This is a genomic window from Pseudomonas sp. 2 (genome assembly GCF_056627435.1).
The window spans coordinates 123896-138561 of record NZ_JBWXNG010000018.1 but is presented as its reverse complement, the minus strand read 5'-3'; the positions used below and the strand labels follow the sequence as shown (position 1 = coordinate 138561).

10 protein-coding genes are annotated in these 14666 nt (G+C 63.3%); 7 read left to right on the top strand and 3 right to left on the bottom strand.

The genetic code is table 11. The features are described from left to right. Positions 1 to 719: 719 nt before the first annotated feature. Positions 720 to 1760 (bottom strand): AraC family transcriptional regulator, encoded by a 1041-nt coding sequence (locus tag AC1MEK_RS24905; protein WP_480398929.1) that lies wholly within the window; start codon positions 1758 to 1760, stop codon positions 720 to 722. Positions 1761 to 1763: 3 nt separating this feature from the next. Further along, a complete protein-coding gene (locus AC1MEK_RS24900) occupies positions 1764 to 2915 on the bottom strand; it encodes a carbon-nitrogen hydrolase family protein (RefSeq protein ID WP_480398928.1) in 1152 nt (383 codons plus the stop codon). 400 nt (positions 2916 to 3315) lie between these two features. Between AC1MEK_RS24900 and AC1MEK_RS24895 the strand changes: the two genes are divergently transcribed. The 7 genes from AC1MEK_RS24895 (at position 3316) to AC1MEK_RS24865 (ending at position 13495) form a co-directional block, all read left to right on the top strand. After that, positions 3316 to 4749, top strand: a complete 1434-nt coding sequence (locus AC1MEK_RS24895; protein ID WP_480398927.1) for an amino acid permease — start codon at positions 3316 to 3318, stop codon at positions 4747 to 4749. After that, positions 4749 to 5852: a choline metabolism transcriptional regulator GbdR gene (gene gbdR, locus AC1MEK_RS24890; protein WP_480398926.1), complete on the top strand. Its 1104-nt coding sequence runs from the start codon at positions 4749 to 4751 to the stop codon at positions 5850 to 5852. The genes AC1MEK_RS24895 and gbdR overlap by 1 nt, the downstream gene beginning before the upstream one ends. A gap of 182 nt (positions 5853 to 6034) precedes the next feature. Beyond that, a complete protein-coding gene (locus AC1MEK_RS24885) occupies positions 6035 to 8074 on the top strand; it encodes an oxidoreductase (protein WP_480398925.1) in 2040 nt (679 codons plus the stop codon). Positions 8075 to 8242: 168 nt separating this feature from the next. Then, positions 8243 to 9136 carry a 1-aminocyclopropane-1-carboxylate deaminase/D-cysteine desulfhydrase gene (locus AC1MEK_RS24880; RefSeq protein ID WP_480398924.1) on the top strand — a complete coding sequence of 298 codons (894 nt, stop codon included), beginning with the start codon at positions 8243 to 8245 and terminating at the stop codon, positions 9134 to 9136. A gap of 244 nt (positions 9137 to 9380) precedes the next feature. After that, on the top strand, positions 9381 to 10721 hold the full coding sequence (locus tag AC1MEK_RS24875) for an MFS transporter (protein WP_480398923.1): 1341 nt from the start codon (positions 9381 to 9383) through the stop codon (positions 10719 to 10721). Positions 10722 to 10967: 246 nt separating this feature from the next. Continuing rightward, a complete protein-coding gene (locus tag AC1MEK_RS24870) occupies positions 10968 to 12200 on the top strand; it encodes an MFS transporter (RefSeq protein WP_480398922.1) in 1233 nt (410 codons plus the stop codon). Between the two features lie 11 nt (positions 12201 to 12211). Continuing rightward, a complete protein-coding gene (locus AC1MEK_RS24865) occupies positions 12212 to 13495 on the top strand; it encodes an arsenic transporter (RefSeq protein WP_480398921.1) in 1284 nt (427 codons plus the stop codon). Here AC1MEK_RS24865 and AC1MEK_RS24860 read toward each other — a convergent pair. Further along, complete coding sequence (locus tag AC1MEK_RS24860) at positions 13458 to 14441, bottom strand: DUF1853 family protein (protein ID WP_480398920.1); 984 nt, start codon at positions 14439 to 14441, stop codon at positions 13458 to 13460. The genes AC1MEK_RS24865 and AC1MEK_RS24860 overlap by 38 nt on opposite strands. Positions 14442 to 14666: the final 225 nt, after the last annotated feature.

Genomic DNA, 14666 nt, shown 5'->3' with positions numbered 1-14666 from the left:
GCGGGCGCCGTGCAGCGGGGTTTCCACGGCGACGTCGTAGACGCGGGAGGTGAGGATTTTCCGGGCGTAGTGGCTGAGCAGATCAGGCTGGGCGACCGCGTTGTCGAGCATCTGGTTCATCGGGTCGTCCTCGTCAACGGGGCGGCGATGATCAGGCAGGCGGCAACGGCGGCGAGGGAGGGGCGGATGATGCTCATGTCTGACTCCTGGTTTCGGGTTTCACGTTTCGGGGCCCGGGAGACAGAAAGAAAAAACCCGCCTCTAGGGCGGGTTCGGTGCAAAACGTCGGCTAACCCGCCATGACTGGAATGGCGGTAATAATTCGTTGGCTGAGGTTGTGCTGGAATTCGTTCATGGGTCGAAGACTATTGTGTGCGGATGTTTCCCGTCAAGAGGCAAGAGAGAACGCATAACCGTAGCAGCACGGCTTGCCGGCGGGTCGTCCTTGAAATCGCCCCGCCGGCAAGCCGTGCTGATACGACGAATGACATCGTTTCAACAGTCATGGCCATAAACTTTCCCGCACGCACTTCGTCTAGTATTCAACAAGCCTTCATGTATCGGTCATGTAGGCGCTTTAGGGTGAAGTTCACCAAAGACAGGAAATGGCCACGAGGGCACAGAGAATGGACGATTACCAAGAAGAACTGCTGGAATTTCGCGCTAACGAACTCGATCCGCTGGAGCCGGCCGACGACGCCACCGAGTTGTAAGCAAGATCAGCCGACCTGACGCTGGCTGCGGCGAAACTCCCCGGGAGTCTGGCCGTTCCAGCGTTTGAAGGCCCGCGCAAAGGCTTCAGCCGAAGCAAAACCCAGTAAGTAGGCGATCTCGCCAAAGGCCAGTTCCGTGTCGCGAATGTAGGTCGCCGCCAGATCCCGACGGGTGTCATTGAGGATGGCGCGAAACTGCGTGCCTTCCTCGGCCAGCTTGCGACGCAAGGTCCAGGCCGGCAGTTTCAAGCGTGCCGCCACCTCGCCAAGATCCGGCTCTCTCCCACCGCTCAACAAAGGTCCCAACAACGCCGTGATGCGCTCGCGCAGGCTGCGGGTGCGGGTCAGTTGTTCCAGTTCCCGCTCGCACAATTCCAGCAAGTGGCGCCAGGTGCCTGGTACATGGTCAGGATTGCGCAGGCTCAGGCTGTGCTGGCTCAGGCGCAACTGATTGATCGGGGCATCGAAACTCACCGGCTGTTCGCTCAAGCCCGCGTAGTCGGCCGAATAGGCAGGCGCCGGGAATTCGATCTCTATGCGCTCGGCGGTGATCTTGGTCGCGGCCAGCGTCGACAGCTGCTGCAGCCAGCCGGACAGGATCGAGTCCACCACGAAGCGGTTGTAGTCGTTGTAGGGGCTGATGGAGTAGAAACGCAGCCAGGCGCCGCGGCTGTCTTCGTGGAAGCTCGACTGACCACGATAGTTGGCGCCGTAAAGCGCTTCGAAGCGGATCAGCGTGCGCGCGGCTTCCCGCACCGTCGGTGCTTGCGCTGCGGTGATGCCGGCCAGGCCTGCGTGGCCCAGGCGGCTTGAAAGGCCCATGCGCAAGCCCAGCGCCGGGTCACCGGTCAGTTGAATCGCCGCGTGCCCCAGACGCATGTAGCGCGGGATCGACAGCCGCGCTCCGACCTGCGCCAGCCGCGCCGCATCCAGGCCGTATTGTTCGAGCAGCGGCTGCGGATCCTGCCCAGTGCTGCGCACCGCATCGGCCAGGCTGTGCACAAACCCCACCGACAGATCGCCGAGCCTGATCCGAGGCGCGTTCATCGCTTACAACCACAGGTTGATCAGGCGCGCCCCGTGGCCGGGTTTGGCGCCCTTGAGCGCCGCGCTGATGGATTGTTCGGCGATGCTCTGGCCGTTGCGGCTGGCGAAGCTGTGCCCGGCGCTGCCCTGATCCCAGAACTGGCCGCGCATGAACACGCTGATGCCGGCGCGGGCGCTGCTGGCCTGAGTCAGGGCCAGACGCCGCCAGGCCTCGCCTTCGGTCAGGGGTTCCGGCCCCAGGTTCAACTCGGCGGCCAGCACCTCATGCTTGCCGACGCGCCAGGGTTGCGACCAACTGCCATTACCGGCGACGAACGCTGGCACTGCGATCAGCTCGGCGCCACTCTCGTTTAGCCGCGCGTAGTTCTGCGGGTACCAGCTGTCGGTACCGATCAGAATGCCCAGACGCCCCGCCGGCGTTTCGACCACGTTCAGCGGTGCGTCCTTGCCGGCGCGGATATAGCCGCGCTGATACCAGCTTGGAAACAACTGGCGCTGGGGTTGGCCGATGGGCAGCCCGTCGCGGCCAAACACCACGCTGTTGTTGTACAGCGCGCCGGTGCCAACGGTGAGCTGGCCATTCTGCACTTCAGGGTTGGGCAACACGATGGAGCCGGCCACCAGGGTCACACCGAATTCCTTGGCCAGGCCGCCGAATACGGCCTGGTAATCACGGGCCATGCTGCGCGATTTCATGCGCAGGTGAATGTCGTCCATGCGGCTTTCGCCCCGGGCGTGAAACATCGCGTCGAGAAACAGCAGCGGGTTGCTGAAGGCCAGCCAGTTCATGGCCTCTTCGATGGTCGTGGCCTGGTAGAACTGCGACTTCTCGTCCACCGCGAACAGCCAGGTGCCGATGTGCTCGGGCAGCACCACGATGGTCTTGTCATTGATCAGCCCGTCATCGCGCGCCTGTTGCAGATACGCCGCGAGCTTGCGGTGCAGGCGCTTTAGACTCGAATAGTCGGAAGGAAACAGCTCGGGCTGAATGCCCAGCAGGTTGCCGTTGTGCCCCGGTTCGCCGTCGTTGACCACCAGTTGAATGCGCAGGTCCGTGAGGTAGTGGCCGACATGCCGCTTGCTGGTCCACAGGCCGTAGCTGACCAGCAGGATGAGCAGCACGGTGAGGGCGAGTGAACCAAGAACTTTGCGCATGTGGAGTGACGGCGGACCTGAGCGAGACGTGTGAATGTGGGGCGCTGCCTGTACGGGACAGCGCGGGCCGGGCCATTTTGGCATCAGTGCCTGGGTAAGGGAAATCCGGCCCGGCCGAGGCACGCTGGCATTGGCGCAGAAGTGTCCAATGGCCATCTGGATGCGACATGAAAATGTCGCATCTGGTCAATTGCACAGCGTTATCAGACTACAGATTCAGCGCAGGCGCGGCGTATCTTCCCTGAGCTTTTGTACGCCGTGCGCTTGCCGCACTGACTGATCGAAGTGGAGCAATTGTTTGATCCTGTTGCTTGGAGAAGGGGGCCGAAGGGATAGCCGGGATGTGAGATTCGCCTGACGGTCAGTCGGCGCCCCCACTCAAATACAGAGAATAAGAACAATGAACAGTCTGGATTCCACGAACCCCGGCAGCCAATTGGCGCAAGGGTTCAAGCCGCGTCACGTCACCATGCTTTCCATCGCCGGGATCATCGGCGCCGGCCTGTTCGTCGGCTCCGGCCATGCGATCGCCGCAGCCGGTCCTGCCACCATCCTCGCTTACATCTTCTCCGGACTTCTGGTCGTACTTGTCATGCGCATGCTCGGCGAGATGGCCGTTGCCCGTCCCGACACCGGCTCGTTTTCCACCTACGCCGATCAGGCCATCGGCCAGTGGGCGGGGTTCACCATCGGCTGGCTGTACTGGTGGTTCTGGGTGCTGGTCATTCCCATCGAGGCATTGGCGGCGGGGCATGTGCTCAACACCTGGTTTCCCCAGGTCGATGCCTGGCTGTTCGCGCTGCTGTCGATTGTCGGCCTGATGGCCACCAACCTGTTCAGCGTTGCCAAATACGGCGAGTTCGAGTTTTGGTTCGCCACGATCAAGGTGGCGGCGATCATCGGCTTCATCGCCCTTGGCTTTGCGGTGCTGATGGGCTGGGTACCCGATCACCAGGCCAGTGGCCTGAGCCAGTTGATGGCCGATCACGGCGGTTTCGCGCCCAACGGTGCGTCGGCGGTGGTCGGCGCGTTCATCACCATCATGTTCAGTTTCATCGGCACGGAAGCGGTGACCATCGCCGCCGCCGAATCCAGCGACCCGGCGCGCAACATCGCCAAGGCCACCCGTTCGGTGATCTGGCGCATCAGCGTGTTCTACCTGTTGTCGATCATGGTGGTGATTTCCGTGGTGCCGTGGAATGACCCGCTGCTGCCCACCGTCGGCTCTTACCAGCGCGCCCTGGAACTGATGAACATTCCCCACGCCGATCTGTTGGTGGACATGGTGGTGTTGGTGGCGGTGGCGAGTTGCATGAACTCCTCGATCTACATCGCCTCGCGCATGCTTTATTCGCTGGGCCGTCGTGGTGAAGCGCCGAAGATGATGAAGCAGACTTCGAAGGTCGGCGTACCTCGCGCAGCCGTGATCGGCAGCAGCGTGCTGGGGATCATCGTCACGGTCATCAGCTACTTCGCGCCGGCCGGGTTGTTTCAGTTCCTGCTCGCCAGCTCAGGCGCCATCGCCTTGCTGGTCTACCTGGTGATCGCCATTTCCCAGCTGCGCATGCGCAAACGCCTGTTGCGCGAGAACGTCGAGCTGACCTTTCGCATGTGGTGTTTCCCTTGGCTGACCTGGCTGGTCATCGCCTTCATCGTGGGCGCATTGGGCGTGATGCTGGTCACCCCCGAACACCGCGCCGAAGTGACCTCGACCATCGGCCTGGCGCTGGCGATTTCCTTTATCGGCATCCTGCTGGCGCGTCAGCACGAGCGCGCGCCCATGGCCACTCGCGTACCACGATCATCGCCCGCTCAGGGGCAGGAGACGCCGTAATGCCGCTCCCCAACGATGCCACCGTGAAAACCCGTGCGACCCAGTCGGTCAGCTTTCTGCTGCTGGACAACTTTACCCTGATTTCCCTGGCCTCGGCGGTGGAGCCGCTGCGCATGGCCAATCAGTTGTCGGGCCGTGAGCTGTACCGCTGGCACACCCTGAGCCAGGACGGCAATCAGGTGTGGGCCAGCGACGGCCTGCCGATCACCCCGGATGCGTCGATTGCCCAGGCGCCGATTTCCGACACGGTGATCGTCTGCGGTGGCGTCGGCATTCAGCGTGCGGTTAGCCGCGAACACATTCAGTGGCTGCAGAATCAGGCCCGGCAGTCCCGGCGCTTGGGCGGGATCTGCACCGGCAGCTGGGCGCTGGCCAGTGCCGGGCTACTCAACGGTTTCGAGTGCAGCGTGCACTGGGAGTGCCTGGCGGCGATGCAGGAAGCCTTCCCGCGGGTGAGCGTCAACACCAGCCTGTTCAGCCTCGACCGGGGGCGCTACACCAGCTCCGGCGGCACGGCGCCGCTGGACATGATGCTGCACCTGATCGGCCGCGATCACGGCACCGAACTCACTGCGGCGATTTCCGACATGTTCGTCTACGAGCGCATCCGCAACGAGCAGGATCACCAGCGCGTGCCGCTCAAGCACACCCTGGGCACCCATCAGCCCAAGCTGCAGGAAATCGTGCAGTTGATGGAAGCCAACCTTGAAGAACCGATCGACCTGGACGAAATGGCCGCCTACGTCGACGTGTCGCGACGCCAGCTGGAGCGGCTATTCCAGAAGTACCTCAACTGCACGCCGTCGCGCTACTACCTGAAACTGCGGCTGATCCGCGCGCGGCAGTTGCTCAAGCAGACCTCGATTTCGATCATCGAACTGGCGGCGGTCTGCGGGTTCGTCTCCACGCCGCATTTCTCCAAATGCTACCGCGAATATTTCGGCATTCCGCCGCGCGAAGAACGCGTGGGTCCGAAAACCGCCCAGCACGTGGCGTTGGTGCCGGTGCATCACACCTCGACCCTGTCGCCGTTGTCGCGACCGCTGGAGGCGCTGGATCAGGCGCGGGAGGAAGCCAGCTTCGCCAGCGTGCGGATTCAATAAAGGGTCGGGTTGATCCTGGTGCTGTGCATTTGGATCAATAAGTTGTCACTTTCAGTCATTGAGCGTGACCGAGGGGCTGTTTACTGTCTGCGTCATGAACAGGGCTATAGTTCAAGTCCCTGATTGAATCGACGAGCGCCACAGAGTGCTCGCGCCTTCGTGATGAATCTGATGGAGTTTTTATGGCCGCCTCTTCGTACCCGCATTTGCTGGCCCCGCTGGATCTGGGTTTCACCACTTTGCGCAACCGCACCCTGATGGGCTCGATGCACACGGGGCTTGAGGAGAAGCCCGGTGGCTTCGAGCGCATGGCGGCGTATTTCGCCGAGCGCGCCCGGGGTGGTGTGGGGCTGATGGTCACCGGCGGCGTGGCGCCCAACGTCGAGGGCGGCGTGTATGCCGGCTCGGCGAAGCTGACCACGTTGGAGGAGGCCGAGCATCACCGGATCGTGACCAAGGCGGTGCACGAGGCGGGCGGCAAGATCTGCATGCAGATCCTGCACACCGGCCGTTACGCCTACAGCCCCAAGCAGGTGGCACCGAGCGCGATTCAGGCGCCGATCAACCCGTTCAAGCCCAAGCAGCTGGACGAGGAAGGCATCGAGAAGCAGATTCAGGATTTCGTCAACTGCGCGACCCTGGCCCAGACCGCCGAGTACGACGGGGTCGAGATCATGGGTTCCGAAGGCTACCTGATCAACCAGTTCCTGGTCGCCCACACCAACCACCGCACCGACCGCTGGGGCGGCAGTTACGAGAACCGCATGCGCCTGCCGGTGGAAATCGTGCGTCGGGTGCGTGAAGCGGTGGGGCGCAATTTCATCATCATTTATCGCCTGTCGATGCTCGATCTGGTCGAAGGCGGCAGCACCTGGGACGAAGTGGTGCAACTGGCCAAGGCTATCGAGCAGGCCGGTGCGACCCTGATCAACACCGGCATCGGCTGGCACGAGGCGCGTATCCCGACCATCGCCACCAAGGTGCCGCGCGCCGCGTTCGCCAAGGTCACGGCGAAGATGCGTGGCGAGGTGTCGATCCCGCTGATCACCACCAACCGCATCAACACCCCGGAAGTCGCCGAGCAGGTGCTGGCCGAGGGCGATGCCGACATGGTGTCGATGGCCCGTCCGTTCCTGGCCGACCCGGAGTTCGTCAACAAGGCCGCCGCCGGGCGCAGCGACGAGATCAACACCTGCATCGGCTGCAACCAGGCGTGCCTGGACCACATCTTCGACGGCAAGCTCACCAGTTGCCTGGTCAACCCGCGCGCTTGCCATGAAACCGAACTCAACTACCTGCCGGTCACGCAACTGAAGAAGATCGCGGTGATCGGTGCCGGCCCTGCCGGGCTGGCGGCGGCGACCGTTGCTGCCGAGCGCGGGCATGAGGTCACGCTGTTTGATTCGGCCAGCGAAATCGGCGGTCAGTTCAACGTGGCCAAGCGCGTGCCGGGCAAGGAAGAGTTTTTCGAGACCTTGCGCTACTTCAAACGCAAGCTTGAGACCACCGGCGTGGATGTGCGCCTGAACACTCGGGTGGCGGTCGAGGATCTGCTGGGCGAGGGCTTCGATGAGGTGATTCTGGCCACCGGCATTTCGCCACGGGTTCCGGCGATTCCGGGTATCGACAACCCCAAGGTGCTGAGCTATCTGGATGTGATCCTGGAGCGCAAGCCGGTGGGCAAGACGGTGGCGGTGATCGGCGCCGGCGGTATCGGTTTCGACGTGTCGGAATTCCTCGTGCATCAGGGCGTGGCCACCAGCCTGGATCGCGATGCATTCTGGCAGGAGTGGGGCATCGATGGCGAGCTGGAAGCCCGCGGCGGCGTGGCCGGGATCAAGCCCCATGGCCATAAGCCTGCGCGCCAGGTGTTCCTGCTGCAGCGCAAGACCTCCAAGGTCGGCGACGGCCTGGGCAAGACCACCGGCTGGATTCACCGCGCGGGCCTGAAGAACAAGCATGTGCAGATGCTCAACAGCGTCGAATACCTGAAGATCGACGACGCCGGGCTGCACATCCGCATCGGCGCCGAGGGCGAGGAAAAACTGCTGCCGGTGGACAACGTGGTGATCTGCGCGGGGCAGGATCCGCTGCGCGAGCTGTACGACGGGCTACAGGCGGCGGGGCAGAGCGTGCACCTGATCGGCGGCGCCGACGTGGCCGCCGAGCTGGATGCCAAGCGGGCGATCAATCAGGGTTCGCGCCTGGCGGCAGAGCTGTAACGACTTCCGCGATCCCCCTGTAGGAGCGAATTCATTCGCGAATGGCCGGATCAGGCGACACATTGTTGTCGCCTGAAAGCTTTTCGCGAATGAATTCGCTCCTACAGGTTCTGCGTCGTTTATTCGAGCGAGGTAGACTCTGCTTTCTTTGTTTGATGTCCCCTCGCCATGCTCCCCCACGCCCCCCTGCACCCCCTCAACCTCTCCTGGCTCGCCACCGCGGGCATTCAGGCCGCGATCCTGCGCCTTGACCTGATCGACCCGCTGATCAGCGGCAACAAATGGTTCAAGCTCAAACACCATCTCGGTGCAATGGCGCAGGCCGGTGCTTCGGGATTGATCAGCCTGGGCGGGGCGCATTCCAATCATTTGCATGCGTTGGCGGCAGCGGGCAAGCGCTTTGGCTTTGAGACCGTCGGCCTGTTGCGTGGCCAGCCGATCGAAACCCCAACCGTGCTGGATCTGCAGGCGTTGGGCATGCAACTGCACTGGCTGGGTTACGCCGGATACCGCGCGCGGCATGAGCCCGGATTCTGGGCACCCTGGCGCGAACGTTATCCACAGCTGTACCCGGTGCCCGAGGGCGGCGGCGGGCTCGACGGTGCGCTGGGTTGTGCCGACATCGTGAGCCAGGCGCGTAACCAACTGAGCAGCCTGGGTTGGGAGGATTACCATGCCTGGTGGCTGGCCTGTGGCACGGGCACCACACTGGCCGGGCTGGTGCTGGCCGAAGCGGGGCGGCGCAAGGTCTATGGCGCGATGGCGGTGCCGGTCGGCCATGGCGTGGATGTGAATGTGGCGCAGATTCTGGGTGTCGATGCAGGTGGCTTTGAGTTGATCGATGCCAGCCGCGGAGGGTTTGCGAAAATCGATGACGAACTGATGGCGTTCATTGCAGCCAGTGAGCAAGAAAGTGGTGTGCCGCTTGAGCCCTTGTATACCGGCAAGGCGTTGCTGGCCTTGTTTGAGGCGGTCGAGGCAGGGCAGGTCGCGCGGGGTGCGCGGTTGATCTTCGTGCACACCGGCGGCCTTCAAGGCAAACGAAGCCTACAAAGGCAATAGAGATCCGTAGCAGCACGGCTTGCCGGCGGGAGCGTCGTGTCAGTCGACATCTTCGTCACAGACATATCGCCCCGCCGGCAAGCCGTGCTGCTACGGGATTGATGTTGAATCATCCTTTGGCACGAAACCTGCGGTTTAGAACCCCCGACACGTCGGTCCTGAGTATGTCGGCGACACTTCTGGAGTCAGGCAGCCTTGGGACTGTACCGATAATCGGGTATTTCCTACGCGCGCCGAGGTTTGCATGACCACTCCAGCCATCGAGCAGGTCGACCCTGCCACTTTGAGAAAAGTCATCGTTGCGGCGAGCATCGGCAATTTTGTCGAATGGTTCGACTTCGCGGTCTACGGTTTTCTCGCCACCACCATCGCCCAGGAATTCTTCCCCAGCGGCGACGCCAATGCAGCATTGCTCAAGACCTTCGCGGTGTTCGCCGTGGCCTTCGCCTTTCGGCCGTTGGGCGGGCTGTTCTTCGGCATGCTCGGCGACAAGATCGGCCGCAAGCGCACGCTGGCCTTCACCATTTTGCTGATGGCCGGGGCGACCACGATCATCGGCCTGCTGCCCGTTTACGCCGCCATCGGCGTGACGGCACCGATCCTGTTGACCATCATCCGTTGCGCCCAAGGGTTCTCGGCGGGTGGCGAATACGCCGGGGCCTGCGCCTATCTCATGGAACACGCGCCGCGGGGCAAACGCGCCTGGTACGGCAGTTTCGTGCCCGTTTCGACCTTCGCCGCCTTCGCCTCGGCGGCGATTTTCGCCTACGCGCTGGAAGCCTCGCTGACCAGCGAAGCCATGAGCAGCTGGGGCTGGCGCGTGCCGTTTCTGGTGGCGGCGCCGCTGGGGCTGGTCGGCCTGTACCTGCGCTGGAAACTGGACGAAACCCCGGCGTTCCAGGCCGTTGCCGATGAAGACGCGGTGGCCCATTCGCCGCTCAGGGAAACCCTGCGCAATCACGGCGGCGCCATCTGCGCGCTGGGTGCGTTCATTTCGTTGACGGCGCTGTCGTTCTACATGTTCACCACCTATTTCGCGACCTACCTGCAAGTGGCCGGCGGCCTGAGCCGGGCGACGGCCTTGCTGGTGTCGTTGATTGCGCTGCTGTTCGCCGCCGCCATGTGCCCGGTGGCCGGGGCGTTTTCCGACAAGGTCGGGCGGCGGGCCACGGTGGTCACCGCCTGTGTGCTGCTGGCGGTGATGGTCTATCCGTCGTTCCTGATGGCCAGTTCCGGCTCGTTCGCAGGTTCTATCATCGGCGTGATGCTGCTGGCGACAGGGGCGGTGTTGTGCAACGTGGTGACCGCCGCGCTGCTGTCGGAAACCTTCCCGACCCGCACCCGCTACACGGCGTCGGCGATCACCTACAACATGGCCTACACGATCTTCGGCGGCACCGCGCCGCTGATGGCGACCTGGCTGATCGGCGCGACCGGCAGCAACCTGTCGCCGGCGTTTTACCTGATCGTGGTGGCGCTGTTGGGGTTGGCGGGCGGTCTGGCGTTGCGCGAGACGTCGAAGGTTTCGCTGGATGAGATTGAAGGCGACAGGCATTCGCCAGCGGCGGCGCGGTCGATCGCTTGATGCAGTAGCCCTTGTAGGAGTGAGCTTGCTCGCGAATGCGTTGTGTCTGAAACAGATATGTTGATTGACACACCGCATTCGCGAGCAAGCTCACTCCCACAGGTATGGAGCAGGTCAAATCGATAGCACCCTCACAATTGTTGTAACAAAACATGGCACTGGCGCCCTAAAAAATGGCACATTGACGTCCCCTTGTGCCGCAGACATCTTTTGCAAACATCTCGCGTGCGGCGCTCCAATCGTACGATGGATGAACCGATGGCCGTCACCAGCCCTTCGACCGCGTCAACCGCGGCCCCTCAATCCAGTCCGCTGGTCATGCGCATCATCGGCGCCGTGGCGCTGGCGCACCTGCTCAACGACCTGATCCAGTCGATCCTGCCGTCGATCTACCCGATGCTCAAAGCCTCGTATGACCTGAGCTTCACTCAGGTCGGGCTGATCACCCTGACGTTCCAGGTCACCGCCTCGCTGCTGCAGCCGTGGGTCGGCTACTACACCGATCGCCATCCCAACCCGCTGGTGCTGCCGGTCGGCTCGCTGTGCATCCTGGCCGGGGTGCTGATGCTCGCCACCGTGGGCAGTTTCCCGTTGATTCTGCTGGCGGCCGGGTTGATCGGCATCGGCTCCTCGACCTTCCACCCTGAGGCCTCGCGGATCGCGCGGCTGGCTTCGGGCGGGCGTTTCGGTCTGGCGCAATCGAGCTTCCAGGTCGGCGGCAACAGCGGTTCGGCCATCGGCCCGCTGCTGGCGGCGGCGATCATCATTCCGTTCGGCCAGGGCCACATTGCGTACTTTGCGTTGATCGCGCTGTTCTCGGTGGGGCTGCTGTACGCCATCAGCCGCTGGTACAAGAAGCATCTGGCGCTGTTCAAACTCAAGGCTGGCCAGGCCGCCACGCACGGCCTGTCCAAAGCGCGGGTGACCAGCGCACTGGTGGTGCTGGCGCTGCTGGTGTTCTCTAAGTATTTCTACATGGCCAGCTTCACCAGCTACTTCACCTTCTTCCTGATCGACAAGTTCCAGTTGAGCGTGGCCAGCTCGCAGCTGCACCTGTTCATGTTCCTCGCCGCCGTGGCCGCGGGCACGTTCTTCGGTGGGCCGATCGGCGACAAGATCGGGCGCAAGGCGGTGATCTGGTTCTCGATCCTGGGCGTGGCGCCGTTCACCATCGCGCTGCCGTACGCGGATCTGTTCTGGACCAGCGTGTTGAGCGTGATCGTCGGCTTCATCCTGGCCTCGGCGTTTTCCGCCATCGTGGTCTACGCCCAGGAGCTGGTGCCGGGCAATGTCGGCATGATCGCCGGGATCTTCTTCGGCCTGATGTTCGGCTTCGGCGGCATCGGCGCCGCTTTGTTGGGGCACCTCGCGGACCTTCACGGCATCGTGTATGTCTACACGCTGTGCTCGTTCCTGCCTCTGTTCGGGATACTGGCAATTTTGTTGCCGCGCACCAAACCGAAAACCGTGCGAACCTGAACCGGACCTCCATGCTGACAGCGTTTCTGATCTTTCTGGCCACCATCACCCTGGTGATCTGGCAACCCAAGGGGCTGGGCGTCGGCTGGAGTGCGACGTTCGGCGCGGTGCTGGCGCTGCTCTTCGGGGTCGTGCACCTGGCGGACATCCCGCAGGTCTGGCACATCATCTGGAACGCCACCGGCACCTTCATCGCGCTGATCATCATCAGCCTGTTGCTCGACGAGGCCGGTTTCTTCAACTGGTCGGCGCTGCACGTGGCGCGCTGGGGCAGGGGCCGGGGGCGCTGGCTGTTCGCGTTCATCGTGCTGCTGGGGGCGCTGGTTTCGGCGCTGTTCGCCAACGACGGCGCAGCATTGATCCTCACGCCCATCGTCATGTCGATGCTGCTGGCGCTGCGGTTCTCGCAGGCCACCACCCTGGCGTTCGTCATGGCGGCGGGGTTCATCGCCGACACCGCGAGCCTGCCGCTGGTGGTGTCCAACCTGGTGAACATCGTTTCGGCGGATTACTTCGGCATCGGCTTCAACCGCTATGCCTCGGTGATGGTGCCGGTCAACCTGGTCAGCGTCGCTGCGACTTTGCTGGTGCTGTTGCTGTTTTTCCGCCGCGACATCCCCAAGACCTTCGATGCCACCCAACTGGCCGACCCTGTGTCGGCGATCCATGACCGCGCCACGTTCATCGCCGGCTGGTGGGTGCTGGGCATCTTGCTGGTGGGTTGCTTCGCGCTGGAGCCGCTGGGGATTCCCATCAGCGCCATCTCGGCGGTGTGCGCGGCAATCCTCTTGGGCATCGCCGCCAAGGGCCACAAGATCTCCACGCGCAAGGTAATGAAAGAAGCGCCGTGGCAGATCGTGATCTTTTCGCTGGGCATGTACCTCGTCGTTTACGGGCTGCGCAACGAAGGCATGACCACCTACCTCGCCGGCTGGCTGGATCGCTTCGCCGAGCATGGCCTGTGGGGCGCGGCGATGGGCACCGGCGTACTCACGGCGCTGTTGTCGTCGGTGATGAACAACTTGCCGACGGTGCTGATCGGCCTGCTGTCCATCGATGCCAGCCAGGCCCACGGCCCGCTGCAGGAGGCGATGATCTACGCCAACGTGATCGGCAGCGACCTGGGTCCGAAGATCACGCCGATCGGCAGCCTGGCCACCTTGCTCTGGCTGCATGTGCTGGCGCGCAAGGGCGTGAGCATCGGCTGGGGTTATTACTTCCGGGTCGGCATCGTGCTGACCCTGCCCGTGCTGCTGATCACCCTGGCGGCGCTGGTGCTGCGGCTGAGTCTGTAGCGGCCGCCGGGTCGGGTTCCGCGGGCCACGCATCGGGCACCAGAAACAGCCGTTGGGCTTCTTCCCAGTCGCCGTCGGGGTGCCGGGTCAGGCGCACCAGCAACTGTGCCGGGGTCGTCGGCTCCAGTTGTTCCAGCCATTGCGCGAAAACCTCATCGCTCCAGGGCGTGTCGTAGCGCGCCGGGCCCAGCCAGGCGTGGCGCGGCAACTGTTGCCAGCGTGCGCAGGGATACCGCTCGGCGAACTGCGGCCAGTCCTTGCGGTGCAGCCATTGCCCGTGCAAATGATCGCCATGGGCACCCGCGGGCGGCTGCACAGCGTTCGACCCCGGATAAAACAGATAGCCGCCCATCCACAGCTCGGCGCTGAAGGTCACGATGCCCAGCGCGGCCAGTGCCTGGCGGCTTTCCTCGCGCCGGGAGATCGGCAACTGATGGCGGTTCAGGTGCGCCAGTTTCAGGTCAAGACGGTCATGGCTGGCGGGGCCGAGCCAGTGCGCGGCGTCCCGGCCGTCGGCGTCGGCCAGGCCCAGGTAGAACTTGATCGCCAGCTCCACGTGATGAATGCCGTCGCGGTCGCGCAGCAGCATGTCCAGCTCGCCCAGGGTATGGCCTTCGACGCGGATCGGCAGGTTGGCCGCGATCATCTCCACCCCCGGCGCGTGCAGGATCGCGAAGTGCCAGAGCCGCTCGTAGTACAGGCCCAGGCGCCGGATCGAGCTGCGCGACAGCCATTCCAGAAGCTCGCTGCTGTCCTGGTCCAGACGCCTTAGGAAAGCTTCCAGTGCCTGCGGGTTTTCGACCCAGCCACTGGCGCGCAGCGGATGGCGCTGCGGCCATTGGGTGATGGCCAGCATCGGCGGCGAGGTGATGACCCAGGCCAGATCGCGCACCTGTGGCGTGCGCAGTTGGCGGGGGAGATGCGAAAGGGTCGGGAAAAGGATCATTGATGCAGGATAGCAGTGACAAATCAAAACTCACTGTGGGAGTGAGCTTGCTCACGAACGCTGCCTCCTGTCCGCCAAAGATGTGGTGGATGGACCGGCCTGTTCGTGAGCAAGCTCACTCCCACAGGATCTGCCTTCAAGCGCAGGGAGGTGTTCAGATGTGTCACGATGGCATTTGCTGGTTTGCCGCTATCGACCCCATCGCCCATAATCGCTTTCTTTACA

Excerpts from the sequence above, each read along its gene's own strand:
- AC1MEK_RS24905 (WP_480398929.1), bottom strand. The coding sequence starts at position 1,760 with ATGAACGCGCCTCGGATCAGGCTCGGCGATCTGTCGGTGGGGTTTGTG.
- AC1MEK_RS24900 (WP_480398928.1), bottom strand. The coding sequence starts at position 2,915 with ATGCGCAAAGTTCTTGGTTCACTCGCCCTCACCGTGCTGCTCATCCTG.
- AC1MEK_RS24895 (WP_480398927.1), top strand. The coding sequence starts at position 3,316 with ATGAACAGTCTGGATTCCACGAACCCCGGCAGCCAATTGGCGCAAGGG.
- gbdR (WP_480398926.1), top strand. The coding sequence starts at position 4,749 with ATGCCGCTCCCCAACGATGCCACCGTGAAAACCCGTGCGACCCAGTCG.
- AC1MEK_RS24885 (WP_480398925.1), top strand. The coding sequence starts at position 6,035 with ATGGCCGCCTCTTCGTACCCGCATTTGCTGGCCCCGCTGGATCTGGGT.
- AC1MEK_RS24880 (WP_480398924.1), top strand. The coding sequence starts at position 8,243 with ATGCTCCCCCACGCCCCCCTGCACCCCCTCAACCTCTCCTGGCTCGCC.
- AC1MEK_RS24875 (WP_480398923.1), top strand. The coding sequence starts at position 9,381 with ATGACCACTCCAGCCATCGAGCAGGTCGACCCTGCCACTTTGAGAAAA.
- AC1MEK_RS24870 (WP_480398922.1), top strand. The coding sequence starts at position 10,968 with ATGGATGAACCGATGGCCGTCACCAGCCCTTCGACCGCGTCAACCGCG.
- AC1MEK_RS24865 (WP_480398921.1), top strand. The coding sequence starts at position 12,212 with ATGCTGACAGCGTTTCTGATCTTTCTGGCCACCATCACCCTGGTGATC.
- AC1MEK_RS24860 (WP_480398920.1), bottom strand. The coding sequence starts at position 14,441 with ATGATCCTTTTCCCGACCCTTTCGCATCTCCCCCGCCAACTGCGCACG.